At 60.3% G+C, this 24571-nt stretch carries 23 protein-coding genes and 1 tRNA gene; 20 read left to right on the top strand and 4 right to left on the bottom strand.

All coding sequences use genetic code 11. The features are described from left to right. The first annotated feature begins 46 nt into the window (after window positions 1–46). The 9 genes from V0R37_RS02750 (at window position 47) to ychF (ending at window position 7869) form a co-directional block, all read left to right on the top strand. Complete coding sequence (locus tag V0R37_RS02750) at window positions 47–1825, top strand: tetratricopeptide repeat protein (protein WP_420373033.1); 1779 nt, start codon at window positions 47–49, stop codon at window positions 1823–1825. Beyond that, the gene (lolB, locus tag V0R37_RS02745; protein ID WP_420373032.1) at window positions 1822–2403 is read left to right on the top strand and encodes a lipoprotein insertase outer membrane protein LolB; all 582 of its coding nucleotides are present in this window, start codon (window positions 1822–1824) and stop codon (window positions 2401–2403) included. The genes V0R37_RS02750 and lolB overlap by 4 nt, the downstream gene beginning before the upstream one ends. A gap of 9 nt (window positions 2404–2412) precedes the next feature. Next, window positions 2413–3339, top strand: coding sequence for a 4-(cytidine 5'-diphospho)-2-C-methyl-D-erythritol kinase (gene ispE, locus V0R37_RS02740; protein ID WP_420373031.1), 927 nt, complete (start codon window positions 2413–2415; stop codon window positions 3337–3339). 2 nt (window positions 3340–3341) lie between these two features. Continuing rightward, window positions 3342–3418: transfer RNA gene (locus V0R37_RS02735), tRNA-Gln, on the top strand. 110 nt (window positions 3419–3528) lie between these two features. Then, a complete protein-coding gene (locus tag V0R37_RS02730; protein ID WP_420373030.1) occupies window positions 3529–4479 on the top strand; it encodes a ribose-phosphate pyrophosphokinase in 951 nt (316 codons plus the stop codon). Window positions 4480–4603: 124 nt separating this feature from the next. Next, entirely contained in the window at window positions 4604–5227 is a 624-nt protein-coding gene (locus tag V0R37_RS02725) for a 50S ribosomal protein L25/general stress protein Ctc (RefSeq protein WP_420373029.1), read from the top strand. A 112-nt stretch (window positions 5228–5339) separates the two neighbouring features. Next, window positions 5340–5939 (top strand): aminoacyl-tRNA hydrolase, encoded by a 600-nt coding sequence (gene pth / locus V0R37_RS02720; protein ID WP_420373028.1) that lies wholly within the window; start codon window positions 5340–5342, stop codon window positions 5937–5939. Then, window positions 5932–6720 carry a CPBP family glutamic-type intramembrane protease gene (locus tag V0R37_RS02715; RefSeq protein WP_420373027.1) on the top strand — a complete coding sequence of 263 codons (789 nt, stop codon included), beginning with the start codon at window positions 5932–5934 and terminating at the stop codon, window positions 6718–6720. Before pth ends, V0R37_RS02715 begins: the two co-directional genes overlap by 8 nt. Before the next feature lie 57 nt (window positions 6721–6777). Next, entirely contained in the window at window positions 6778–7869 is a 1092-nt protein-coding gene (gene ychF / locus V0R37_RS02710) for a redox-regulated ATPase YchF (protein WP_420373026.1), read from the top strand. A 39-nt stretch (window positions 7870–7908) separates the two neighbouring features. On the opposite strand, the gene V0R37_RS02705 is transcribed toward ychF, so the two are convergent. Continuing rightward, on the bottom strand, window positions 7909–8607 hold the full coding sequence (locus tag V0R37_RS02705) for a GntR family transcriptional regulator (RefSeq protein ID WP_420373025.1): 699 nt from the start codon (window positions 8605–8607) through the stop codon (window positions 7909–7911). Between the two features lie 179 nt (window positions 8608–8786). On the opposite strand from V0R37_RS02705, the gene V0R37_RS02700 reads away from it, so the two are divergent. The 8 genes from V0R37_RS02700 to gcvA all read left to right on the top strand — a co-directional run bounded on the left by V0R37_RS02700 (window position 8787) and on the right by gcvA (window position 17780). Then, a complete protein-coding gene (locus V0R37_RS02700) occupies window positions 8787–9827 on the top strand; it encodes an Ldh family oxidoreductase (RefSeq protein WP_420373024.1) in 1041 nt (346 codons plus the stop codon). Then, window positions 9817–11028, top strand: a complete 1212-nt coding sequence (locus tag V0R37_RS02695) for an iron-containing alcohol dehydrogenase (protein ID WP_420373023.1) — start codon at window positions 9817–9819, stop codon at window positions 11026–11028. Before V0R37_RS02700 ends, V0R37_RS02695 begins: the two co-directional genes overlap by 11 nt. Window positions 11029–11061: 33 nt before the next feature. Further along, window positions 11062–12504, top strand: a complete 1443-nt coding sequence (locus tag V0R37_RS02690) for an NAD-dependent succinate-semialdehyde dehydrogenase (RefSeq protein ID WP_420373022.1) — start codon at window positions 11062–11064, stop codon at window positions 12502–12504. A gap of 64 nt (window positions 12505–12568) precedes the next feature. Beyond that, the gene (locus V0R37_RS02685; protein WP_420373021.1) at window positions 12569–13480 is read left to right on the top strand and encodes an amidohydrolase family protein; all 912 of its coding nucleotides are present in this window, start codon (window positions 12569–12571) and stop codon (window positions 13478–13480) included. Window positions 13481–13680: 200 nt separating this feature from the next. Continuing rightward, the gene (locus V0R37_RS02680; protein WP_420373020.1) at window positions 13681–14664 is read left to right on the top strand and encodes a Bug family tripartite tricarboxylate transporter substrate binding protein; all 984 of its coding nucleotides are present in this window, start codon (window positions 13681–13683) and stop codon (window positions 14662–14664) included. 36 nt (window positions 14665–14700) lie between these two features. After that, window positions 14701–15177 (top strand): tripartite tricarboxylate transporter TctB family protein, encoded by a 477-nt coding sequence (locus V0R37_RS02675; RefSeq protein WP_420373019.1) that lies wholly within the window; start codon window positions 14701–14703, stop codon window positions 15175–15177. A gap of 3 nt (window positions 15178–15180) precedes the next feature. Further along, window positions 15181–16677 carry a tripartite tricarboxylate transporter permease gene (locus tag V0R37_RS02670; protein ID WP_420373018.1) on the top strand — a complete coding sequence of 499 codons (1497 nt, stop codon included), beginning with the start codon at window positions 15181–15183 and terminating at the stop codon, window positions 16675–16677. A 194-nt stretch (window positions 16678–16871) separates the two neighbouring features. Continuing rightward, complete coding sequence (gcvA, locus tag V0R37_RS02665) at window positions 16872–17780, top strand: transcriptional regulator GcvA (RefSeq protein ID WP_420373017.1); 909 nt, start codon at window positions 16872–16874, stop codon at window positions 17778–17780. 29 nt (window positions 17781–17809) lie between these two features. On the opposite strand, the gene V0R37_RS02660 is transcribed toward gcvA, so the two are convergent. The 3 genes from V0R37_RS02660 to V0R37_RS02650 all read right to left on the bottom strand — a co-directional run bounded on the left by V0R37_RS02660 (window position 17810) and on the right by V0R37_RS02650 (window position 21079). Next, window positions 17810–19006 (bottom strand): CaiB/BaiF CoA transferase family protein, encoded by a 1197-nt coding sequence (locus tag V0R37_RS02660; protein ID WP_420373016.1) that lies wholly within the window; start codon window positions 19004–19006, stop codon window positions 17810–17812. A 41-nt stretch (window positions 19007–19047) separates the two neighbouring features. Beyond that, the gene (locus V0R37_RS02655) at window positions 19048–19827 is read right to left on the bottom strand and encodes an enoyl-CoA hydratase-related protein (protein WP_420373015.1); all 780 of its coding nucleotides are present in this window, start codon (window positions 19825–19827) and stop codon (window positions 19048–19050) included. Window positions 19828–19915: 88 nt separating this feature from the next. Next, the gene (locus V0R37_RS02650) at window positions 19916–21079 is read right to left on the bottom strand and encodes an alpha-hydroxy acid oxidase (protein ID WP_420373014.1); all 1164 of its coding nucleotides are present in this window, start codon (window positions 21077–21079) and stop codon (window positions 19916–19918) included. Between the two features lie 333 nt (window positions 21080–21412). Between V0R37_RS02650 and V0R37_RS02645 the strand changes: the two genes are divergently transcribed. The 3 genes from V0R37_RS02645 (at window position 21413) to argH (ending at window position 24504) form a co-directional block, all read left to right on the top strand. Then, window positions 21413–22399, top strand: coding sequence for a Bug family tripartite tricarboxylate transporter substrate binding protein (locus tag V0R37_RS02645; RefSeq protein WP_420373013.1), 987 nt, complete (start codon window positions 21413–21415; stop codon window positions 22397–22399). Between the two features lie 112 nt (window positions 22400–22511). Beyond that, the gene (locus V0R37_RS02640) at window positions 22512–22844 is read left to right on the top strand and encodes a YnfA family protein (RefSeq protein ID WP_420373012.1); all 333 of its coding nucleotides are present in this window, start codon (window positions 22512–22514) and stop codon (window positions 22842–22844) included. A gap of 133 nt (window positions 22845–22977) precedes the next feature. Continuing rightward, on the top strand, window positions 22978–24504 hold the full coding sequence (gene argH, locus V0R37_RS02635) for an argininosuccinate lyase (RefSeq protein WP_420373011.1): 1527 nt from the start codon (window positions 22978–22980) through the stop codon (window positions 24502–24504). Window positions 24505–24571: the final 67 nt, after the last annotated feature.

The raw sequence follows: 24571 nt of genomic DNA, 5'->3' as shown, positions 1-24571 counted from the left end.
TGCCATCTGACGCTTATTCCGGGCGCAGCGGCGATGGTCCTCTTGAATGAAACTTTCAATTCCCTTGCTGTTTACGGTGTTGGCGCCTGTTTTTGCGCATTGGCCTGCTCCCGCGCATTCCGCCCCGGCCGACGAGCCCGTCGGGCAGGTCGAGCAGATCCGCCTACGCGCCGGCGAGCTTCCCGCAGTCAAGCTTACCGCCGATATCCTTTACAGGATACTCACTTCGGAAGTCGCCGCCAGCCGAGGGCGCTACGATGTGGCCGGCCAGGCGCTGCTCGACCTGGCGCGCGAAACCTCCGATCCGCGGCTGGCCAAGCGGGCCTTCCAGTTTTCCATCGCCGACCGCAACATGACGCAGGCGCTCAGCGCCGCGCGCGAATGGGCGCTGCTTTCCCCCCGAGATCCGGAAGCGGTTGCGTCGTCGCTGGCGCTGGCCGCGTCCAACGGCCAGACCTCGGGCCTGGCGTCCGCTTTATGGGCGCGCATAGAAAAAGCCCAGGATAAAGAGCAGGCCGTGGCGCAGGCGTCGGCCATCGTCGCCAAGATGGCCGACAAGCGCCTTGCGCTGGATGTGCTGGAACAGGCTTTGCATCCGTCTGTCCGGTCTCTGCCGGTGGCCCACCTGGCGCTGGCCGATGCGGCATGGGCGGCATCCGAGCCCGCCCGGGCCCTGGATGAAGCCAAGCAGGCCCAGGCCATGGAACCCGATTCCGACGCCGCCGCCCAAAGAGTGCTTGAATACGGGCTCAAGGTGGATCCGGCCGCTGCCATCAACAGCACGCGTGCCTATCTGGACAAGCACCCGGGTAGCCGCAAGCTTCAACTGATGCTGGTCAGCCGCCTTGCGGACCGCCATGAGTTCGACGCCGCGATCTCGCAAATCCAGACCATGCGCCGCCAGGCTCCCGAGGACTTCGACCTGCTGTACAACGAGGCCCAGGTCAATGTGCGAGCCGAGCGCTATACGCAGGCGCAAGCGCTGCTGCGCGAATACATCAATGTGCAGACTCAACGCCGGCAGTCCATCAGCGACAAAGCCACCAGCGCCGCCGCCGATGCGTCGGACGCGCGCCTGCTGTTGGTGCAGATCGCCGAGAAGCAGGATCGCATCGATGATGCCATTGCCGAGCTCGACCGAATCGACGACCCGTCCCTGCGCTTCCAGGCGCAAGTCCACAAGGCGGTGCTGCAGGCCAGGAAAGGGCGGCTGGATCAGGCGCGCCAGACCATCGATGCCCTGAAGCCTCAGGACAACCATGAGCGGTCCGTGGTGGCCCTGACCCTGGCCTCCATCTATCGCGAGGCCGGCCGCACGGATACGGCGGTCGAGGTTCTGGCCAAGGCCGATAAAGAAATCCCCAACAGTTCCGAAGTCAAATATGACCTGGCCATGCTTTACGAGCGCCAGGGCAAAATGGACGAATTCGAGGCGCTGATGAGGCGCGTCATCGAACTGGACCCGAACAACGCCAACGCGTACAACTCGCTGGGCTACACCTACGCGGATCAAAACCGCAAGCTGGACGAAGCGCAGGACCTTCTGGAACGCGCCCTGGAATTGGACCCCGACAATCCCTACATACTGGATAGCGTGGGCTGGTATCTGTTTCGCACGGGCGACAACGAGGCGGCCATCGAATACCTGGAGCGCTCTTATCAGCAGTTGCCCACGGCCGATGTGGCGGCCCATCTGGGCGAGGTCCTGTGGGTCAGCAAACGCGGCGACGAAGCCAGGCGCATCTGGCGCGAAGGCATGAAGCAGGACGCTGAAAACGAAACCCTGGTAAAGACCTTGCAACGCTTGGGAGTGGATCTGGAATGATGCAAAGGCTGTTGCGGCGTTACAGGGCATGGTGGGCTGCGGGCCTGGCGGCTCTTTTACTGGCCGCCTGCGCGACCCCGCAGAAAATCGGCCGCGATGCATCCGGAGCCGCGTTCGAGCGCGCGGGGCGCTTTGCGGTAAGTGTGAATTACTTCGGCGGCAGGCACGAGGCGGTGCAGGGCGGTTTCGCCTGGCGCGATACGGGCAGTGTGCTGACGCTGGATTTGGCCAATCCGCTGGGCAACACACTGGCGCGGGTCGAAGTCGAGCCGGGGCTGGCCACGCTGACGCGCAGCAATGGCGTGCGCGAACAAGCGGCGCATCCCGACGCGCTGGTCGAGCAGGTGCTGGGCAGTCCCATACCCGTGGCGGGCTTGCGTGACTGGCTGCGAGGCCAGGTCGCCGGAGTCGGCGTGTCCGGACTTCAAAAGAACGAGCAGGGCCAGGTGAGCGCATTCAGCCAGGATGGCTGGCGTGTACAGCTTTCACGCTACGACGGCCAGGGGCCGGCCTTGTTGCAGATGAACCGCAACGATCCCGATCGCAGCATCAGCGTGCGCCTGGTGGTCGACGACTAGGCGGGTTCAATGGCTTTGTACGATGTGCCGGCGCCGGCCAAGATCAATCTTTTCCTGCACGTAACGGGCCGCCGCGACGACGGCTATCACCTGTTGCAGACCGCATTCCGCTTCATCGACCTGTGCGATACGCTCAGCTTCGACTTGCGCCGCGACGGGCATATCTTGCGCGAAGGCGAAGGCATGGCCGGACTGGCCCACGATGACGACCTGGTGGTGCGCGCCGCACGCGCCCTGCAGCAGGCCACAGGCACGTCGCTGGGCGCGCAAATCCGCTATCGCAAGGTCATTCCTTCCGGCGGCGGGCTGGGCGGGGGCTCCAGCGATGCCGCCACCACGCTGATCGCCCTGAATCGCTTGTGGCGGACGGGCCTGAGCCGCCGGGACCTTATGAAGCTGGCCTTGCCGCTGGGCGCGGACGTGCCCGTGTTCCTGTATGGCCAGCCCGCTTTCGCGGAAGGCGTGGGGGAAGTCCTGTCGCCGCTGGAGCTGCCGGAGCGTGCCTATCTTGTTGTGCAGCCGCCGCAAAGTGTCCCGACCGCAGGGGTGTTTTCATCGCCCGATTTGACAAGGAATTCTCCTTCGGTCAAAATATCGGTCTTTGCTGATTGGCAAAAAATCAATGCGCCCGATAACGGTTTTTTCGAGAACGGTTTTTTTGGACGCAACGATCTTGAGCCAGTCGTTTTTGCGAAGTATCCGCGTGTCGGGGCAGCATGCAGCTGGCTTGGTCAACAAGGGTTAAGCGCAAGAATGAGCGGTTCGGGCTCTTGTTTTTTTGCAGAGTTTGTAACGCTGGAACAAGCAGTCGTGTGCCGACAGCAAATAATCGGTAAAATATCTTGTCGCGAAAGCGGCAACGCAGCGGTAGTTCAAAACGCCTGGGCTTGCTCCGGGTTGATGGATCACCCGCTACGAGACTGGATAAGCAGTTGAATTGGGGAATCGCCAAGCTGGTTAAGGCACTGGATTTTGATTCCAGCATGCGAAGGTTCGAATCCTTCTTCCCCAGCCATTTTTTCAAGCCAACAGGCTTGCAGTTAACGTAAAGCTGTTGAGTCGGCCCCAAACGGCGGTGCTGGTCAACAGCTTTGTTGTTTAACGCTACGCAATCTACCCTCCGCCATGGCACACGACAGATTCATGATTTTTACCGGCACGGCTAACACTCGTTTAGCGGTCGATGTTGCAAATCACCTTGACATGTCGCTCGGGAAAATGACCGTCGGTCGTTTTTCAGATGGCGAAGTCATGGTGGAAATCAATGAAAATGTGCGTGGCAAAGACGTTTTCGTGCTGCAGCCCACGTGCGCGCCGACCAACGACAACCTGATGGAAATCATGGTCATGGTCGATGCCCTGCGCCGTGCCTCGGCGGGCAAGATAACCGCCGCGATTCCTTATTTCGGCTACGCACGCCAAGATCGACGCCCCCGCTCCGCGCGGGTTTCCATTTCGGCCAAGGTGGTAGCCAACATGCTGCAGGTCGTGGGCGTCGACCGCGTCATGACCATGGACCTGCATGCCGACCAGATCCAGGGGTTTTTCGATATCCCGGTCGACAATATTTATGCCGGCCCCATATTGCTGGGCGATATCTGGCGCCGCAACTATCAGAACCTGGTCGTGGTGTCGCCCGACATCGGCGGCGTGGTTCGCGCCCGCGCGCTGGCCAAGCAATTGGAAGCCGACCTGGCCATTATCGACAAACGCCGTCCGCGGGCCAATGTGTCGGAAGTCATGAACATCATCGGCGAAGTCGATGGCCGCACCTGTATCATCATGGATGACATGGTCGACACCGCCGGCACCTTGTGCAAGGCCGCCCAGGCCCTGAAAGAGCGGGGCGCGGGCACTGTCTATGCGTATTGCACGCATCCCGTCCTGTCGGGCGGCGCCGTCCAGCGCATCGCCGAGTCCGAGCTTGACGAACTGGTCGTCACCGACACCATTCCGCTTTCGGAAGCGGCGCGCGCTTGCGGCAAAATACGCCAGCTGTCCTGCGCATCGCTGCTGGGCGAAACCATATTACGCATTTCCAACGCCGAATCGGTCAGTTCCCTTTTCGTCGATTAAGCATACCGTTGCCCGCTGGTCGCGGCGGGCGGCAGTCGTTCGCGGCGCATGATAGCGCCGCGTTTACCAACAGGGCCTGCGCATCCGCAAGGGTAGTGCAAGCTCAAAGCAACTGGAGTTTTCCATGAAATTCAACGCCACTTCGCGTAGCGATAAGGGTACGAGTGCGAGCCGCCGCCTGCGCCACGCTGGCCGTGTTCCCGCCATTGTCTATGGCGGCACCGCCGACCCGCTGAGCATCGAGCTCGACCACAACGAAATCTACCATGCCCTGCGCAAGGAAGAGTTCCACGCCTCCATTCTCGATATGGAGCTCGATGGCAAGAAGGCCGACCAGGTCCTGTTGCGTGCCGTGCAATGGCACCCCTACAAGCAGCAAGTCCTGCACGTCGATTTCCAGCGCGTCGATGCATCGCAGACCATCACCACGAAGGTGCCCCTGCACTTCATCAATGGCGACATCTCGCCCGCGGTCAAGCTTAGCAGCCAGATCATCAGCCACGTCATGACCGAACTGGAAGTCACTTGCCTGCCAGCCAACCTGCCCAAGTTCATTGAAGTGGATCTGGCCCAGTTGACCGGCGGCGCCAACGTGTACCTGTCGGACATCACCCTGCCCAAGGGCGTGACCCACACGGTCCACGGCGCTGAAGCCGACCTGGTGTTGGCTGCCGCTCTGGCCCAGCGCGGCGCCACCGATAGCGGCGATGCGGCCGAGGGCGATGCCGCCGCTCCCTCCGCGGAGTAAGGCTCGCCATCCGGACGGGGCGCCGCTGCGCCGCTGGGTGTAGCCCGGTCCCGCCCAACCCCTGCCTGGCCCATAAGCCGGCAGGGGTTTTTCTTGTGTAGACTCTTGGACTATGACTCAACCTCCCGTGCGCCTGATCATAGGCTTGGGCAACCCCGGCCCCGAATACGAAACGACCCGCCACAATGCCGGCTTCTGGCTGGCGGACCATCTGGCCGACGATCTGAAGGCCGGCTTCACGCTGGAAAAATCATTTTCCGCCTGGGTGGCCAAGGCGCGTTTCGACGGCGACGCGGTCATCATTGCCAAGCCATCCACCTATATGAACCGTTCGGGACAGGCCGCCGGCGCGTTGATGCGTTTTTACAAGCTGGTTCCCGAGCAGGTGCTGGTACTGCACGATGAACTTGATCTTCTTCCGGGCAGCGTCAAGCTGAAACAGGGAGGCGGACACGCGGGCCATAACGGCTTGCGCGATATCCAGGCCGCATTTTCCAGCCCGGATTTCTGGCGCCTGAGGCTGGGCATTGGCCATCCCCGCACGCTGGGCTTGGCGCAACAGGTTGCCGCCTTCGTGCTGAACCCGCCGCGCCGCGACGAACTGAAGGAAATAGAAGCGGTCATAGACCGCTGCCGCGCAATCACCCCCGCCTTGTTGCGCGGCGAATTCGCGCAGGCCACCAGCCAGCTGCACGAGGCCAATCGTGGCTGACGAGGCATTGGCCGCTGCGCGCCGTCCATCCAGCTTGCGCTTTCGCGACGAGCTGCGCGATTTTTTCCGCTTTATCTTCAAGCCGCGCTTCGGCCCAAGACTGCCGGGCCGCCATGCCGTCAGCGGCTGGTGGGAAGACTGGTTTCCGGGCTTGTCCATCGGCCGGCTGCTGAAATGGGCCATCTTCCTGTGGGCCGTCAACCTGGTGTTCCTGGGGCCGATAGCCGTGGCGGCCGCCGGCGCCGGCGGCGCCACGCACCGGCTGGACTTGAACAATGTGCCCTGGCTGCAAGCCCTGCTGTGGGCGCCGGTGGTCGAAGAACTGGTCTTTCGCTACAGCTTGCGACGCATAGGCCAGGCATGGTGGCTGTTGCCCGCCGCCGTGGCCGCCATGGTCCTGGGCGCTCGCTGGCCCGGCATCCTGTTGCTGGCCGGCATATTGATCGTATGCTGGCTGCCTTATATGGCGGCGATGCCGTATACCCGACGGCCGCTGCCCTGGCGCTATCGCCTGGTCTACCGGCGCTGCTTTCCCTGGGCCTTCCACCTTGCGTCCCTGCTGTTCGCCGCCGTGCATCTGTACAACTTCAACCTGCACCATACGCCGCTGTGGCTATTGCCGCTGCTGGTCCTGCCCCAGTGGCTGACCGGCCTGGTGCTGGGCTGGCTGCGCGTCAAGCGCGGCATAGGCGCCTCCATGCTTTTGCACGGCATGTTCAACGGCGGCCCCTTGCTGGTGGTGTGGCTGATACTACGGATGGCGCCCGAACTGGCGGCGTAAGGCCAAACCACTACAATAGCTTCTTTTCAGTTTTTATCTTTATATCTCAGGACACTCATGGCTTTGCAATGTGGCATCGTTGGCCTGCCCAACGTCGGAAAATCAACCCTGTTCAATGCCTTGACCAAGGCCGGCATCGCCGCCGAGAACTATCCCTTCTGCACCATAGAGCCGAACGTGGGCGTCGTTGAAGTGCCGGATAGCCGCCTGTCGGCGCTGGCCGAGATCGTCAAGCCCGAGCGCATACTGCCGGCCGTGGTCGAGTTCGTCGACATCGCCGGCCTGGTCGCCGGCGCATCCAAAGGCGAGGGCCTGGGCAACCAGTTTCTGGCCAACATCCGCGAGACCGACGCCATCGTGCACGTCGTGCGCTGCTTCGACGACGAGAACGTGATCCACGTGGCCGGCCGCATCGACCCCATTTCCGATATCGAAGTCATCAATACCGAATTGGCCCTGGCCGACCTGGCCACCGCCGAGAAAGCCTTGCAGCGCAACCAGAAGACGGCGCGCGCCGGTGACAAGGAAGGCATCAAGCTGGTGGCGCTGCTGGAAAAAATCATTCCCGTCCTGAACGAAGCGCGGCCCGTGCGCTCGCTGGGATTGGACGAAGATGACCTGGCCTTGATCAAGCAGTTCTGCTTCATCACCGCCAAGCGCTGCATGTACGTGGCCAATGTCAAGGAAGACGGCTTCGAAAATAACCCGCACCTGACCGCCGTGCAAAAGTACGCCGAAGCCGAGAACGCGCCCGTCGTGGCCGTATGCGCCGCCGTCGAGGCCGAAATCGCCGAACTGGACGACGAAGACAAGAATGTGTTCCTGGCCGACATGGGCATGGACGAGCCCGGCTTGAACCGCGTCATCCGCGCGGCCTACAGCCTGCTGGGCTTGCAGACCTACTTCACGGCGGGCGTCAAGGAAGTACGCGCCTGGACCATACACATCGGCGATACCGCGCCCAAGGCGGCGGGCGTCATCCACACCGACTTCGAGCGCGGCTTCATTCGTGCGCAGACGATTGCGTTCGAGGACTTCATCGCCGGCAAGGGCGAGCAGGGCGCCAAGGAAGCCGGCAAGATGCGGGCCGAAGGGAAGGAGTATGTGGTGAAGGATGGGGATGTGTTGAACTTCTTGTTCAACGTGTAGACATCACCGGCATTCGCCTATTCTTCGGCGGCTGCCTGCCTACTGCTCCGTCTGATAATACGGCTCCATCCTGTCCCGGGACGCCGCGATATGCGCGGCCATGGCGGCCTTGGCCGCCTGCGCATCGCCTTTCTTCATGGCGTCCATGATTGCAAGGTGTTCCTTGATGGCTTCCTCGGCGACCGCCGAGTGATAGCGCAGGCGAAACAGATTCATGTGGGCATAGAAGCCATGCAGCGTATCGGCCAGAACCTGATTTCCGCATAAGGAAGCAAGCAGCGAATGGAACTGGCCGTCAAGAAGGGCGAAACGCCCGTAATTGGCATGCGTGTCGTCTTCCACCAGGCTGGCCATTTTCTCGCACAGCTCGCCGAGCTGCTGCAATCCCTCTTTATCGACGCGCTGTGTGGCAAGAAAAGCCGCCTCGGGCTCCAGCAGCAGGCGCATCGCATACACATCCCGAAAGTGCGCGCCTGAAGGAATGGGCGCGGCGCTGTAGCCGGTATTGAACTTCTTGACCACCAGCCCTTCGGTTTCAAGCCGGATCAATGCCGCGCGTATCGGTGTCTGCGACACGCCGAACTGGCGTGCCAGAGCATCGACCGAGAGCCGCTCTCCGGGCCGGACGCGCAGCGAAATCAGATGGGAAACCAGCGCCTCGTAGACATCCTCGCTTAAAGAAACGCGGTGTATCGGCTCTATATAGGCAGGTTCTGGTTTTTCACGTAACGGTTTCATGGCTCGCTTTTCGCCTTAAGCACGTAAGGATTGAAATCCCGATCATGTCGGGACGGGGATAGTTTATAGCTTTTTATTGACGCTGTTATTTAAGATCGGATATGATATTTGATATTCAATCATAATTATAGCGACAACAGCCCCTATAGAACGAGCGGGCGGGCGCGTCAAGGAGACCCATGCCGAGTCTGCAGGAAATTCGATCCGTCAGCTTGCAAGCCTTATGCCGGGCGGGCGTTTCCCCCAGTTACGCTGAAACGCAATTGTCCCTGCTGCTGGAGGCGGAACTGCGTGGGGTGCCATCGCATGGGCTGTTGCGGCTGCCTCGCATCATTGAACGCATAGGCAACGGCGCGACGGATCCATCCACCAGCGGAGCGGGGCACTGGCGGGGCAATGCCTTGTGGCAGGTCGACGGCCGTCAGGGGTTGGGGCCTGTTGTCGCCGTTGAAGCGCTGCGCACAATATGCCGAAAGGCAAGCGACACCGGCGTTTCGATGGCCGCCGTGCGCAATTGCGACCATCTGGGCATGCTTGCATGGTATGCCGAGCACGTGGCGGCGCAAGGCCAGATATTGATCGCGCTGACGATCAGCGAGGCGCTGGTTCATCCGTGGGGCGGCCGCCAGGCTCTGCTTGGCACGAATCCGATTGCCATCGGCGTGCCCGGCGCCGATGCCCCCTTTGTGTTCGACATGGCGACCAGCCTGGTGTCGATGGGGAAAATACATGATCACGCCAGCCGGGACTTGCCGATACCGCTTGACTGGGCGCTGGACGCGCAGGGCAATCCCACTGTGGATCCGAACGCCGCCAAGTCGGGCTCGATTGCGCCGTTCGGCGGCGCCAAGGGTTATGGACTGGGTCTGGCATTCGAGCTGCTGGTCGCCAGCCTGGCCGGCTCCGCGATTGGGCGCGATGTGAAAGGCACCCTGGACTCCACGGAGCTCTGCAACAAGGGCGATGTATTCATCGTGATGGAGCCGCTTGCGGACACAGGGGCTGTGGTGTCGCGCTACCTGGAGGCGATCCGTCAATCACCGCCCTCCGATCCGGCAACGCCTGTGCGGGTGCCGGGCGATCGCGCCCTTAAAACACGCGCCGAACGCATGGACGGAAACATATCCCTGGCCGCTGACGTCTGGGAAAACATTCAACAACTGGCACAACACGGTCCGGCGCCTTGCCGGGCTACTCAGGAGAAGACTTATGAGGCTTGATTATGGCGTCACCAGGGCCCCGGCACGATTGATATTCGGCCCCGGACAAAGGCGTTCCATCGGAATTGCCGCGGCCAGCCTTGGGAAGCGGGCGCTGATCTGTACGGATGCGCGCTTCGCCGGCCTGCCGGTCATGCAGGAAATACTTGCGGATCTGGCCGCTCATGGCGTTCAAGCCCGGCTTTTCAGTGAAACAGAGGCCGAGCTTCCCCTGAGCAGTATTCTTGCTTGCGTCGAGCAGTATCGGGATTTCGATCCCGAGGTGCTGATAGGCATTGGCGGCGGCAGCTGCGTCGACCTGGCCAAGCTGGTCAGCCTGCTTCTTGTGCATCCCGCTCCTTTGTCCCTGTATTACGGCGAGTTCAAGGTTCCGGGGCCGATACGTCCGGTCATCGCCGTGCCCACCACTTCGGGCACGGGCGCCGAGGTGACGCCGGTTGCGGTCCTGGGCGACTCCGAGCGGACGATGAAGGTGGGCATCTCCAGCCCTGAACTGATTCCGCATACCGCCATTTGCGATCCCGAACTTACCGTTACCTGCCCTAGAGGCCTTACCGCGATCTCGGGCGCCGATGCGCTGACGCATGCGATAGAAGCATTTGCCGCCAAATCGCGCCCGGCGGATCCCGAAATGGCAATGGGGCGTGTGTTTGTCGGCAAGAACGTCCTTAGCGACCACTACGCCTTGACGGCGATCAAGCTGATTTTCGAGAATCTGGAACGCGCCACCAACGCGGGCGACGACATAGCCGCCCGCAGCTCGGTCATGCTTGGCGCCACCTATGCCGGCCTGGCATTCGGAAGCGCTGGCACATCGGCGGCGCATGCGATTCAGTATCCCATCGGCGCCTTGACCTCGACGGCGCATGGGTTGGGGATAGGGGTGTTGCTGCCTTATACGATGGATTTCAATCTGCCTGCCGCGACAGCCGAATACGCCGCAATAGGCCGCGCCATAGGTGTTGCCTCGGCCGATGACACGGAAATGGAGTCAGCCACCAAAGCGATCGCGTCGATTCGCGTCTTGCTTGCGGCCGTAGGCATACCGGGCAGCGTTCGGGAAATAGGCATACGTGAAGAGCATATCGAAGACATCGCCACACAATCCATGGGCGCCGCCCGTTTGGTGGAAAACAATCCGCGCCCGCTGGATCCGGCTTCGATCAAGTCGATACTGGTCGCAGCCATGAAGGCCGCTTGAATACTTTACATGAACAAGTACACAGGAAAAGAAATGACGGATAGCGTATACGACAACAAGCTTTTCATCGGTGGCGCCTGGCGCGCCGCCAGCCGCAATCGTGCGATCGACGTGGTGAATCCTTCGGACGGCAGCCGTCTCCTGGGGGTGGCCGACGCCAGCGCCGATGATGCCATTGCCGCTGTGGATGCCGCCGCGGCTGCCGCCGAAAAATGGGCGGCGACCGCTCCGCGCCAGCGATCGGAGATTCTGCGCAAGTGCTATGAGCTGATGATGCGCGACGCGGAAAGCCTGGCGGAACTGATCTCGTTGGAAAATGGGAAGGCGCTGAAGGATGCCAGGGGCGAAGTCGCCTATGCGGCCGAATTTTTCCGTTGGTTCGCCGAAGAGGCGGTTCGGATCAACGGCGATTTGTCCATTGCGCCTTCAGGCGCCAATCGGATTCTCGTGCAGTATCAGCCTATAGGGGTAGCCCTATTGATAACCCCCTGGAATTTTCCGGCGGCGATGGCTACGCGGAAGATAGCGCCGGCATTGGCCGCCGGTTGTACCTGCGTGCTCAAGCCGGCTACCGCCACGCCGCTTACGGCCTATGCCGTCGCCAAGATTCTGGCGGAAGCCGGCGTTCCTGACGGGGTGGTGAACGTAATCACTTCATCGACGACGTCCGAAGTGGTCAATGCCATGCTGGATGATTCCCGTGTGCGCAAGCTTTCGTTCACCGGGTCGACGGAGGTCGGGCGGGTGCTGTTGCGCAAAGCGGCCGACCAGGTGATCCATAGTTCGATGGAGCTGGGCGGCAACGCGCCTTTCATCGTCTTCGACGATGCGGATATGGACAAGGCCCTGGAAGGGGCGATGATCGCCAAGATGCGCAATGGCGGCGAAGCCTGCACGGCGGCGAACCGGATCTATGTCCAGCGCGGCGTGGCACAGGAGTTTGCGCGCCGCCTGACAGAAAAAATGCTTGGCCTTAAAGTCGGGCCGGGGGCGCGTGAAGATACCGATTGCGGGCCGCTGATCGATGCCGCGGCGGTAAATAAAGTCGCGCAACTGGTCGATGATGCGGTTTCGCGCGGCGCCAAAGTCCTGTGCGGCGGGAAGACGCTGGATCAGGATGGGTGCTTTTACTTGCCCACCGTATTGACCGACGTTCCCGCGGGGGCGGCCATGGAACGTGAAGAAATATTCGGGCCGGTTGCGCCAATATACGTATTCGACACCGAAGACGAGGTGGTGGCCCGGGCCAATGATACCGAGTATGGACTGGTGGCCTACGTCTATACCCAGGACCTGACGCGCGGACTGCGCGTATCGGGAAGGCTGGAGGCCGGAATGCTGGCATTGAATCGCGGTCTGGTGTCAGACCCCGCCGCGCCTTTTGGCGGGACCAAGCAAAGCGGCCTTGGACGCGAGGGCGCGCACCATGGGATGCTTGAGTTCATGGAGGCCAAATACATAGCCACCGACTGGTGATTCATCTTTCTTGCGCCGCCCGTCCCCGGATGGGCGGCAAGTTATCCGTATTGAAGAGGGCGCCATGAGCCACGTCATTTATGAAGGCCCGATTGTCGATGCCCATCATCACTTTTGGGATCCGCGGAATAATCCGCATCCCTGGCTGCGGCCCGAGGTCAATATTCCCTTCCGCTACGGCGATTACAACCCGATCAAGCGGCGGTATTTTCCCGAAGACTATCTGGCCGATACGGCGGACCACAATGTGGTGCAGTCGGTGTATATCGAAACGGAGTGGGAGCCCTCCGATCCCTTGGGCGAAACGCGGTTTATCACGCAACTGGCCTGCCTGGCCGGCTACCCCAATGCTGTCGTTGCGCAAGCATGGCTGCATCACGATAACGCCGATGAAGTCTTGAAGGCGCAAGCGGCCTTCCCATTGGTCCGCAGCGTGCGCCACAAACCCGGCGGGCCCGAGCGGCCGGACGATGTGGGCAAGCAGACAACACTGATGAGCGATCCGGCATGGCGCAACGGTTATGCCCGGCTCGCCGACTCAGGCCTGCACTTCGACCTTCAAACGCCGTGGTGGAACTTGCCCGAGGCTGTCCGGCTGGCTCGGGATTTTCCCGACACCACCATATTGCTGAATCATACCGGCCTGCCTCAGGATCGCAGCGAAGCCGGCCTGGCGCAGTGGCGCGAGGCAATGGCCCGCTTTGCGCAGTGCCCCAATGTGGCTGTGAAGATATCCGGTATTGGTGTGCGCGGCGTTCCTTGGACCGTGGAAGCCAATGAATGGATAGTCCGGCAGGTCATTGATTTGTTCGGTTCGGATCGGGCCATGTTTGCCAGCAATTTCCCGGTTGACGGCTTGTGCGCGTCGTTCAATACGATTTTCAGCGGATTCAAAACAATAGTCAGCGATCTGCCCGAATCGATCCAGATGAAATTATTCCATGACAATGCGCGCCGATATTATCGGATCGCGTAGCGGCCGCCATCTTTTCATGCGAAAGGCAGAGCCCCTCCATTGCCCTCGAAGCTAGGGTAAACCTGGATAAATTTCTCTGCCGACCAAATCATATCGTATCTAATATCCGTTATACTTTTTTAAAAGGGTTGCCAACCCACCGCCTGCGCCGTGTCGTGCCAGAAGCCGGACGGTCCAAAAATCAGAATCAGGAGACAAACATGCTCGGATTGGTAAAGCATTCCAAACGAAACCTTCTTGCCGCGTCGCTGGCTTTCGGCATCCTTGCCGCTGCGGGAACAGCCCACGCAAAAGAATGGCCCAGCCGCCCCATTACGGTCATCGTGCCGTATCCCGCCGGCGGAGGAGCCGACATCGGCGCTCGCACATGGGGAGGCTTGCTGGAAAAGGAACTGGGCGTGCCGGTCAATGTCGTCAACCGCGGGGGTGGCGCGGCTATACCGGGGCACACCGCCATTGCCAAGGCCAAGCCGGACGGCTACACCATCGGCGTGGTAACCAATGACATCAGCTTGTACAAGCCCCAAGGCCTGGCCGAGCTGACCTATGCCGACATGCGTCCGCTTGGGCAGGCCACACAGATCGCATCGGCGGTAAATGTCATCAAGGATGCGCCGTACAACACGCTCCAGGACCTGGTCGATGACATCAAGGCCAAGCCGGGGCAGTTGAAAGCGACCGGCGCCGCTCCCGGTGTGAACTGGCATATCTCCTTCTTGGGATTGATGCTGGATCTGGGCATAGACCCGGAAACCGTCATCTGGGTGCCGACCCAGGGCGGAACCGCGGGTCACCTGGACGTGGCCTCGGGCAACTCGACTTTCTCCACGGCATCCATGGCCGAGGCGGCCGCATTGCTGGAATCCAACAAGCTCAAGGCGCTCGCGGTAATGACGCCGGAGCGTCTGCCCCGCTTTCCCGATACGCCGACGCTCAAGGAAGCGGCCGGTTCGGATTGGACCTATTCCGTGCTTCACGGCATAGCCGGTCCGAAAGACCTGCCGGACGATATTGCGGCAAAACTGACCGCCGCCCTGGGCAAGGTCATCCAGAGCGACGAATTCGGCAAAGCCATGGATTCGCGCGGCATCGACGTGAAATGGCGCGACGACCAAGAATGGAAGGCGCTGCTGGCGAACGATTTGAAGAGCACCTCCGACATTCTCGCCAAGGTCAAGAAGTAAGACGGTTACTCCGCCCACCAGATATCAGGAAATAGCGTGCGACTTAGCGATACTTTGCTCGGGCTGCTGGCCGTTGCATTCGGACTGGCCATTTTGTGGCATATCCAAAGCTTTCCCAAGATCCCCGGCCACTACTATGGGCCCGCCATGTTCCCCGGCATCGTGGGGTGGGGATTCGTCCTGTTTGGCGGATTGCTGCTGATACGGGTGGGCCGTCAGGCTGGATGGCGGCGGAAGCTGATCTCTTGCGATGACTGGCGCAACAATATCAAAGGGTCTTTTGCGGCCGCCATCGTCCTGGCATCCATCCTTGCCTTTATCTACTGGGGCGATGCGGTCGGATTTCCTTTGCTCAGCATGCTCACCATGAGCGTACTGTTCCTGTGGTCCGGCCGTAAGTTGGTTTTCTCCATGGGTCTGGCCCTGATCATCACGCTGGTGCTGGATACCTTGTTCAGCAAACTGCTAAGGGTGCCTTTGCCTACCGGTATTCTTTCCCAATTTTGGTGGTAGCCCATGGATTATCTGCTTCCGGCCTTGAACATGGTGTTTCAGCCCGACATATTGTTGGTGCTGTTGCTGTCCTCGCTATTCGGATTTGTGGTGGGCGTGCTGCCGGGGGTGACTGCTACGATGGCCGTTGCCTTGATGGTTCCACTGACATTCGCCTTGAGTCCTCTTGCGGCCATCGCTTCCATCGTTTCGGCGGCGGCAATGGTCATGGCGGCTGGGGATGTCCCCGGAGCCCTATTGCGGATTCCCGGAACGCCGGCCTCGGCCGCCTATGTCGACGATGCGCATAAGCTCACTTTGCAGGGACGGGCGGGTTACATCATAGGCATAGGGGCGCTTTGTTCGATGCTGGGCGGTGTGTTTGGATCGTCCGTGCTGATATTTGCGGCGCCGATGCTGGCCAACGTGGCACTGAAGTTCAGCGTGTTCGAGTTCTTCTGGCTTAGCGCCTTGGGGTTGAGCTGCGCAATATTCGTGGCGGGGGACGACACGATCAAGGGGGGGCTGGCCTTGTTGATCGGCCTGGCGATCTCGTGCGTCGGCATGGAGTATTCGTCGGGCCATCCGCGATTCACTTTCGGCAATACCGATCTGCTGGAGGGGGTGTCTTTTATTCCGGCACTGATCGGCATGTTCGCCTTGCCTGAAATCATACGATCTTTCCTGCGCACCGGAAAAGCGGCGAACGCCGCCGGCACCCGGGCGGTGGACGAATGGCGTAATGTGTTTTCGTCCGTCTGGGGATATGGCAGGGTCGTGCTGCGAAGCTGCGGCCTGGGGTCGTTCGTCGGCATGTTGCCGGGCGCCAGCGCGGACATTGCCGCGTGGATATCGACCGCCATTACGCGGCGGTTTTCGCGCACGCCCGAAAAATGGGGAAAAGGCCACATCGAGGGCGTGATCGCGGGTGCCAGCGCCAACAACGCCGCCCTGAGCAGCGCTTGGATTCCAGCGCTGGTGTTTGCCATACCCGGCGACACCATTACCGCAATCGCTATTGGCGTGCTGTATCTAAAAGGCATGAATCCCGGCCCGGCGGTCTTTATCAACAATGCGGATCTGGTCTATGCCGTGTTCATTGTTTTCTTCCTGGCCAATCTGCTGCTGTTGCCGTTTGGATGGCTCGCCATCCGCATTGCCAAGGTCGTGCTGCGCATTCCCCAGAAGCTGATCATGCCCGCTTTGCTGATCCTGGCGGTGATAGGCTCGTTTGCCATCAATAACGATTTTTCAGGGATATCCGTGATGTTCTGGGTTGGCGTCATGGCCTATATCCTGGAGGAATGCGGGGTGCCGATTGCGCCGGTGGTTCTGGGGATCGTGCTTGGAACTATCGTGGAACGCAATCTGATGCAGTCGCTGATCAGCACGCAGGGCAATCTGATGGGATTCTTCGATCGTCCCTTGTCCGCCGTCCTGGGGATCGTCACCTTGCTGGTTTGGTGTTTTCCGCTACTGCGCCGCGTGTTCCAAAGGCAGGCGGCCCGGGCGATTGCCTAGCCGGACCAAGCGCGCAACGGCGGCTGCGGCGTGGCCGCCGGCATCGATTTTGTCGGCTCTGCCGCAATAAGCCAGGCAAGCGCCAGCTCACTCCGCGCCAAGGGCGGGCAGCGGATTGCGTGGTATAAAACCAGCTTGCTTGTTGACTGCCATAGCGTGTAGAGACTGGTTATAAGGCTTTATCCGGAGCATTCATGTCGCCCAGAATTCCACCATTAAATCCGTTGCGCACCTTCGAAGTGGCGGCCCGGCATCTAAGCTTCACCCGTGCCGCCGACGAGTTGTTCGTGACGGCTGCCGCGGTCAGCCACCAAATCAAGGTGCTCGAGAGCAGCCTGGGGGTCAAGCTGTTTTCCCGCATCGGCGGGAACCTGGTGCTGACCGACGTTGGGCAGGCCTACCTGCCGGCCATCCAGCAAGCCTTTCGGCAGGTGCTCGACGCCACCGATCTTTTGCACAGGCACAAGGACGTTTCCGTCCTGAAAATCAATGCATCCCCGACCTTCTCGGTGAAATGGCTGTTGCCTCGCCTGGAGGCCTTCTTTCAGAAGCACCCGGACATCGATCTGAAGCTTTCCACATCGCATCATCTGATCGATTTTTCTCGCGAGGACCTGGATCTGGTCATCCGCTACGGACAGGGGAATTATCCGGGAATGCGATCCGAGCGATGCTTTTCAGTCGAGGTTGTGCCGGTGTGCAGCCCGAAGCTGCTGCGCGACCGGCCCAAGCTGCGGCATCCCTCGGATCTGCAAAATTACCCGTTGCTGCACGACGGCAGCGATAGCACCCATCCCGATTGGCGCAGTTGGTTCGATAACATCGACTGCCACGATGTGGATACATCGCGCGGGCCTACCTTCTGGCCCAGCCACTTGGTCATCGACGCCGCCATCGACGGCCTGGGCGTGGCCTTGGTCAAGCGCGCCTGGATCGAACAGGATCTGGCCAGCGGCCGATTGGTGCAATTGTTCGATATCAGCATGCCGGTCAATTACGCGTATTACATCAGCTATCCAGAGGCCCGCTCGGAATCTCACGCCATTCGCAGCTTCGTCGATTGGGTACAGTCGCAGGCCCGTCAAACTGCGCGCAGCGAATAGCCGCCGTATGGCGGCTATTCCGCGCCGATCTATTTTTGAAATGCGCCCAGGGCCGCAAGCCTGTCGAACTGTTCGGGATCCAGCCCCGACTCAAGCAGCACCTCACGGGTGTGCTGGCCCAGCAGCGGGGGCGCATGGCGCACTTTTTGAGGTGTCCGGCTGAGTTTGACGGGAAAGCCCAAGGTGTTGATGCTTCCCTCGACGGGATGCTCGATCGGCAATACCATTTGCCGCGCCTGGGCTTGTTCGCTGGTGGTGGCCTCCTGGTAATTCAGGATGGGCGCGGTCGGCACGCCCGCCTCCTGGATGATGTCCACCCATTCTTCCGCCGTTTTGGTGGAGAAAATGGCTTCGAGGCTTTCAATGAGCGGAGCCAGGTTCTTGATGCGGTCGGCGTTGGTTGCGTAGCGCTCGTCATCCAGCAGAGCGTCGCCGCCGATAGCCCGGCATAACGCGGTCCAGAGCTTTTGATTGGCCGCGCCAATAACGAAATACCTGTCGCTGGCCTTGACGGCCTGATAGGGCGCGCTCATGCGATTGGCGCTGCCTATGGGGGTAGGCAGTGTCTTGGTGCCCCAGTATTCCGTGGTTTCCCAAACGGACAGGCCCAGCGCTGTTTCAAACAGCGATGCATCGACGTATTGGCCCAGGCCGCTGCTGTGCCGCCCCATCAGGGCGCTGAGTATTCCGTACACACAGAACAGGCCCGCGCCCAGATCCGCCAGAGGTATGGCGGATTTCACAGGCAAGCCGCCGGGATGGCCCATTACGCTCATTACGCCCGAGGTGGCCTGGGCGATCAGGTCCAGGCCGGGGCGGGATGTCCAGGGCCCGGTCTGGCCGAAGCCCGATATGCTCGCGTACACCAGCCGGGGATTGATCTCTTTCAAGGTTTCATAATCGATCTTCAGTCGCTTGGCGACCCCGGGCCGGCTGTTCTCGACCAGCACGTCAGCGGTTTTGACCAGCTCGTAGAAGGCCTCAAGGCCCGGTTCGGATTTCAGGTTGATTTCGACGCTGCGCTTGTTGCGGTTCAGCGCCAAAAACCCGCCGCTATCGCTGCCCTTGAGCTTGAATCCCATGGCCTTGCGGGTTTGGTCGCCGACGCCGGGGGGTTCGACCTTGATGACGTCCGCTCCCATATCGCCAAGCAGCATGCAGCAGAAAGGGCCGGCCATGATCTGGCTGACGTCAAGAACGCGGATATTGGAGAGAGGTAGATCCATAATGACTCGTGAAGAAATGGGTTGGGCGGAAAGCGGACGACTCAGCGCCCCGTGAATTTCGGTTTTTCCTTGTTCAGGAATGCCTGGTAGCCGATTCGGAAGTCTTCGGTATCGAAGCAGTCGTAGGACTCTTTCCATTCCTCTGGCGTGATCGCCGCGGGATCCAGCAGGCGGCGGCTGAATTTTTTGTGCCACCGGTTTACCAGCGGTGCGCGCTCGGCGATGGTATTGGCGATATCCATGACCGCGTCGCCCAGGGTCTCGTCCGGGTAAATGCGATTGATCAGCCGCTTGTCCAAGGCTTCGTCGGCATCGAATACCCGGCCTTCCAGTACGATTTCCATGGCAATGGCCGGGCCCACCAGGCGCATCAGCCCGCGCATTTCCCCGTAGGACAGAACCAGGCCCAGCTTGTTCACGGGCACGCCGAAACGGCCCGACGCATTGCTGTAGCGCAAGTCGCAAACCGAAGCCAGCTCAAGGCCGCCGCCAACGCAAACTCCTGTGATCATGGCAATGGTGGGATGCCTGCAATTGGCCAACGCGTCCATGGCTGATTGCGTTACAAGGCCGTAGGCGTATGCCTGCTCCGAGTTTTGGCGCCGGGTCGTGAACTCGGAAATATCGGCGCCGGCCGAAAATGCCCGGCCGCCGGCCCCGTGCAGCACGACGCAGCGCACGTCATCGTCGTCCGAAAGGGTGCGCAAAGCCTGGTCCAGTTGAATCCAACCGTCGTAGTCGAGCGAATTCATCTTTTCCGGGCGGTTCAGCACGATCGTGGCGACGTGATCCTTCTTTGCTACCTGGATGGTGTTGGTCATAGTGTTCCTATCTATGTCTGCATTGATTAACAAGGGCATAGGGCTTTGGCGTCCGGGGTCGCGGAGGCCAAAGCTTCGTCGGCCGGATTCAGTATTCGCGGGAAAAGTACCGGGGATTTTCAAGGCAGGTTTCGTCCACTTCGGACAAGTCCCGGATGCCCATCAAGGCCATGCATACTTCCAGCTCGTTCTTCAGGATCGTGAAGAGCGTATCGAGACCCGCGGGACCCGCGGCCGACAAGGCATACAGGTAGGGCCTGCCCACCATGCACAGGTCGGCTCCCAGTGCGAGCGCCCGGATGATGTCCTGTCCGCTGCGAATGCCGCCGTCCAGAAGAACCGGAGCCTGCCGGTTCACGGCTGTTGCCACGGAGCGCAGGCTGGAAATGGTGGAGCGAGCGCCGTCGAGCTGCCGGCCTCCGTGATTGGACACAATGACGGCGTCGCAGCCATGGTCGATTGCATGGCGGGCGTCTTCCGCATTCAGGACGCCTTTGGCGATAAGCTTGCCTTTCCAGAGCTTTCGTATCCAGGCCACATCGTCCCAGCTAAGCGAAGGGTCGTATTGCGATGCGCACCATTGCGCCAGGCCCATCAGCTTCGAGTTTTCAGCCGAGGCCATGCCCGCCAGGTTTCCGAAGGACTTGCTTTTGGCGAACATTTGCCGTCTCCACCATCCATGGCGCAGCATCATGTCGAACAGGCCGCCGCCGGTGAAGCGCAAAGGAACGCTCAAGCCATTCTTGATGTCGCGGTGGCGCTGTCCCGAAATAGGCAGGTCGACCGTCAGGACGAGCGCGCTGCAATGTGCCGCCGCCGCGCGTTCGATCAGTGATTCGGTAAAGGCGCGGTCCTTCATGATGTAGAGCTGGAACCAGAAGGGGTAATCGGTACTGCCGCGCAATTGCTCGAGCGAGCAGATCGAAAGCGTGCTCAAGGTGTACGGAATATTCCACTTTTCCGCCGCCGCCAGTGCGACCACTTCTCCTTCGGGGTAATACAGGCCGGCCATGCCCGTGGGCGCAATGCCGACGGGCAGGGCATATGATTGACCCAGAACCGATCTGCCAAGGCGCTTGCCGGATGTATCGACCATGACGCGCTGTCGTAGTTGCAGTGCATCAAAATCCGTTTCGTTGCGGCGCAAGGTCTGTTCATCGTAAGAGCCGCCATCTACGTAATCGAACAGCATGCGCGGAAGAATTTTTTTTGAACGTTGCCGCAGATCTTCTATGTTGGTGATAATGCTCATGACTGTTGCCCGCTGACACGCTCGAAACTTGAATGCCTTTGTGCTCGCCGCGGCTTGAAAGGCGCCCAGGCAGGCCGCGATCGAGGTTGATTTCAAGCAAGTCTACAAGACGCCCTATAGCGAATCAAACGACATTTTCTTGTGTGGGCAACTAGAAAAACTAGCCTGCGGCTCGATGCCGGAATGCGCGTCACTGCATTACCTTTTCTTGTTTCGAACCATAGAAAAAATCATTTGGTCGCCGTGAACCCGACTTGTACACTCACCGTGTCATGCCATTCCGTGATCGATTCAAAAAACAGATTTCAAAGAGAAAATCCAGGAGACTATTCCATGATTAAAAGCATTGCCTTTCAGCGGGGCCTGCTGTGCAGCGGCATGGCGATCGCGCTTGCCTTTGCCGCGCCTTCCCTGGCCGCGGACAGCTATCCCAGCAAGCCGATACGCATTTTGGTAGGAGCTTCCGCAGGTGGCGGGACAGATATCCTGGCCAGAATGTTTGCCGATAAGTTCAGCCAGGCGCTGAAACAGTCGGTGATAGTCGAGAATCGCCCCGGCGCCTCTCAAACCATTGCGGCCGACAACACCGCGCGCGCGCCGAAAGATGGCTATACCTTGCTTGCCGCGACCAACACCAACCAGGCCATTGCCCCGCATATACTCAAGTTGTCCTATGACCCGCTCAAGGACATCAATGCGGTAGGCCTGATTGCCAAAGTTCCGCACGTTCTGGTGGTTGGCAAGGACTCGCCGTACAAATCGGTAAAGGATGTCATCGAGGCCATGAAGGCCAACCCGGGCCAGTTGACGTACGGCTCCTCGGGTATCGGAAGCACGCAGCACATTGCTGGAGTGGCTTTTGGGCTGGCGGTGGGCGCCGAAGCGACTCATGTGCCTTATAAAGGCAGCTCGCAGGCGCATATCGATATCATCTCGGGCGAGGTTTCCATGATGTTCGACACCAGCTCTTCCTCCATGGCTCAAATCCGCAGCGGCGGCTTGCGAGCACTGGCCGTGCTGTCGCCCAAACGCTCGGCCCAACTGCCCGACGTCCCGACCTTGGCTGAAAGCGGGGTCAGCGGGGCCGATATGTATACGTGGTACGGTATGTTCGTTACCGGCGGCACCGATCCGAAAACCGTAGAGCTGCTCAACAAGACCCTGAATCAGACCCTTGAACTGCCAGACGTGCGGGAACGCTTGTTGGGCTTGGGGGGCGAAATTACGCCGATAAGCGCGGCGGAAATGGCCGAGATGAATCGTGAGGAATTCGAGCGGTTTGGTAAATTGATCAAAAAGGCGAATCTGAAGGCCAACTAGACCAGGCGCCGCCCGGACTTTTCAATCAGCAGCAACGCGCAAGGCGGCGGCCGGCAGGCCGCCGCTTTGCGTTATCGTTCCACCATGAATCATTGTTCCCCGGGAGCCTGCGTTGGAATTGTTGCGCCTAAGCTTGTTGTTCGCCGTCACGGCGCTTGCTGAAATCATCGGCTGCTATCTGCCCTGGCTGGTGCTTAGACAGGGGAAAAGCCTGTATTTGCTTATTCCCGCCGCCGTTGCTCTGGCGTTGTTCGCCTGGCTGCTGACCTTGCATCCCAGCGCGGCGGGCAGGACTTACGCGGCATACGGCGGCATGTATATTGCGGTCGCGCTGCTGTGGCTGCGGTTCGTCGACGGCGTTTCGCTGACGCGCTGGGATGCGGCCGGGGCCGGCATTGCGCTGCTTGGCATGGCGATCATCGCCCTGCAGCCCTCGAGCGCGTGATTGGACTCTATCTGAACGAAGAAAAAGCAGTTAATTAACCATATGGTTAATTAATAATCACTTTAATTCGCTAACTGTTCCTTCAATGAGGCGGCTAGACTCTCTTGCATTGGAAACACGCAGGAGTTATTTCATGTCCGTTTATCGCGCCGCCCAGGTACGTTTATCTCAACCGGTTCGGCCCGAACTGGCACAAGTTTGCTTGCCGGGGCCCGATGAGAGCGTGCTTGGCAAGTACGCCCGCTTGCGTGAGCAGCTAGGCGCTTTCCACGCTTTCGACAAGGCTCACATTTTGATGCTGGCTGAGCAGCGCTTGCTGGCGCGGGATGACGCGGTGGCCATGTTGGAAGTCCTGCGCAAGGTCGAGCGCGATGGCGTCGTAGAAGTGCGAGCCGAAACTGCTGAGAATATGCATTCGGGTGAAGCGATACTGACGCGCGAGCTGGGTAGCGAAGTGGCGGGAAAGCTGCATTTGGGCCGCAGTTCCGGCGATCTCCTGGCGGTGTCGTTTCGGCTTACGCTGCGCGGCAAGCTGATTGCTCTGTATCAGGCAGGAAACAAGCTGCGCGCGACGCTGCTGGACCTGGCGCAAGCGCATATCGAGACGGTTATGCCGGGTTATACGCACTTGCAGCATGCACAACCAATCACTTTCGCTCATTATCTTCTTTCCATGTTGAGCGGCCTGGATCGCGATGGCGAGCGCATCCGGCAGTTTTATTCGAGGCTGAATCTCAGCCCGGCGGGTGCGGCGATCCTGGTTGGATCCGAGTTTGCGCTCGATCGCGAACGGACTGCCGATCTTCTTGGCTTCGATGGACTCGCCCTTAACACGCGCGATGCGGTTTGGGGGCGCGATCTGGAGATCGAAGCACATGCTATCGCCACACTGATGGCCGGCAACATTAATCGATTGGCGGAGGACCTTATGCTGTGGTCCGCGCCTGAGTACGGCATGCTGGAATGCGCGGACGGCTTCTGCGGCACCAGCAGCATCATGCCGCAAAAGAAAAATCCCAATGCCCTGGAATGCCTAAAAGGATTGGTTGCGACAACGAGTGGCATGTTGGTCAGTGCGGTCGTTGTGCACAAGAATCCATCGACGGTGCCGGTATTCGAGTGGATACGCGCATTGTCCGATCATTGGCGCAGCTACGATGAGCTCATCGACGGCACGATGTTGATGGATGCTCTGCTCGGCAGCCTGCAAGTGCACACATCGAGAATGGCACAGAGCGCTAATGCGCACTGGGCCACCGCGGCGGATCTGGCGGGCGCCATGGTCCGGCACGCTGGAGTGCATTGGCGCGCCGCGCACCAAATTGCCGGGATCACCGTAAGGCTTGCGCTGGAAGCCGGCCGCACGCCTTCGCAGGTGGATTCCGGATTGATCGATCAGGCGGCGCGCCTATTCATGAACAAGCCGTTGAGCCTGGATGATGAGGTGATCCGGGACGCGTTGGACGCGCATGCGTCGGTCTTGCGTCACGAGTTGCCCGGCGGTCCTGCGCCGCGGCGGGTGCGTGAAGCCATCGTTGTGCACCAGAAGCTGCTGGACGCCGACAAACAGTGGCTGCTGCGCAGCGGGCAGCGACTGGACGCCGCCGCAGAGCGGTTGGAAGCGGCGATTGATGCATTGCTTGGCGAGCGCCGGCATTAGCCTTTACTTATCTAAACCTGCTCTTTCGACGATTGTCGCTTATAGGCAGCGCTGGGGCGTGCTGTCT

It is taken from the genome of Pollutimonas rozaliensis, assembly GCF_048751585.1.
Classification (GTDB): domain Bacteria; phylum Pseudomonadota; class Gammaproteobacteria; order Burkholderiales; family Burkholderiaceae_B.
This window is presented reverse-complemented; position numbering and strand designations above follow the sequence as displayed.

What these genes read in the sequence shown, in the direction of transcription:
- ispE (WP_420373031.1), top strand. Translation starts at nt 2,413, where the DNA reads ATGGCTTTGTACGATGTGCCGGCGCCGGCCAAGATCAATCTTTTCCTG.
- V0R37_RS02725 (WP_420373029.1), top strand. Translation starts at nt 4,604, where the DNA reads ATGAAATTCAACGCCACTTCGCGTAGCGATAAGGGTACGAGTGCGAGC.
- V0R37_RS02700 (WP_420373024.1), top strand. Translation starts at nt 8,787, where the DNA reads ATGCCGAGTCTGCAGGAAATTCGATCCGTCAGCTTGCAAGCCTTATGC.
- V0R37_RS02650 (WP_420373014.1), bottom strand. Translation starts at nt 21,079, where the DNA reads ATGAGCATTATCACCAACATAGAAGATCTGCGGCAACGTTCAAAAAAA.
- gcvA (WP_420373017.1), top strand. Translation starts at nt 16,872, where the DNA reads ATGTCGCCCAGAATTCCACCATTAAATCCGTTGCGCACCTTCGAAGTG.
- V0R37_RS02645 (WP_420373013.1), top strand. Translation starts at nt 21,413, where the DNA reads ATGATTAAAAGCATTGCCTTTCAGCGGGGCCTGCTGTGCAGCGGCATG.
- V0R37_RS02680 (WP_420373020.1), top strand. Translation starts at nt 13,681, where the DNA reads ATGCTCGGATTGGTAAAGCATTCCAAACGAAACCTTCTTGCCGCGTCG.
- V0R37_RS02705 (WP_420373025.1), bottom strand. Translation starts at nt 8,607, where the DNA reads ATGAAACCGTTACGTGAAAAACCAGAACCTGCCTATATAGAGCCGATA.
- V0R37_RS02690 (WP_420373022.1), top strand. Translation starts at nt 11,062, where the DNA reads ATGACGGATAGCGTATACGACAACAAGCTTTTCATCGGTGGCGCCTGG.
- V0R37_RS02730 (WP_420373030.1), top strand. Translation starts at nt 3,529, where the DNA reads ATGGCACACGACAGATTCATGATTTTTACCGGCACGGCTAACACTCGT.
- V0R37_RS02685 (WP_420373021.1), top strand. Translation starts at nt 12,569, where the DNA reads ATGAGCCACGTCATTTATGAAGGCCCGATTGTCGATGCCCATCATCAC.
- V0R37_RS02750 (WP_420373033.1), top strand. Translation starts at nt 47, where the DNA reads ATGAAACTTTCAATTCCCTTGCTGTTTACGGTGTTGGCGCCTGTTTTT.
- lolB (WP_420373032.1), top strand. Translation starts at nt 1,822, where the DNA reads ATGATGCAAAGGCTGTTGCGGCGTTACAGGGCATGGTGGGCTGCGGGC.
- argH (WP_420373011.1), top strand. Translation starts at nt 22,978, where the DNA reads ATGTCCGTTTATCGCGCCGCCCAGGTACGTTTATCTCAACCGGTTCGG.
- V0R37_RS02655 (WP_420373015.1), bottom strand. Translation starts at nt 19,827, where the DNA reads ATGACCAACACCATCCAGGTAGCAAAGAAGGATCACGTCGCCACGATC.
- V0R37_RS02670 (WP_420373018.1), top strand. Translation starts at nt 15,181, where the DNA reads ATGGATTATCTGCTTCCGGCCTTGAACATGGTGTTTCAGCCCGACATA.
- pth (WP_420373028.1), top strand. Translation starts at nt 5,340, where the DNA reads ATGACTCAACCTCCCGTGCGCCTGATCATAGGCTTGGGCAACCCCGGC.
- ychF (WP_420373026.1), top strand. Translation starts at nt 6,778, where the DNA reads ATGGCTTTGCAATGTGGCATCGTTGGCCTGCCCAACGTCGGAAAATCA.
- V0R37_RS02695 (WP_420373023.1), top strand. Translation starts at nt 9,817, where the DNA reads ATGAGGCTTGATTATGGCGTCACCAGGGCCCCGGCACGATTGATATTC.
- V0R37_RS02660 (WP_420373016.1), bottom strand. Translation starts at nt 19,006, where the DNA reads ATGGATCTACCTCTCTCCAATATCCGCGTTCTTGACGTCAGCCAGATC.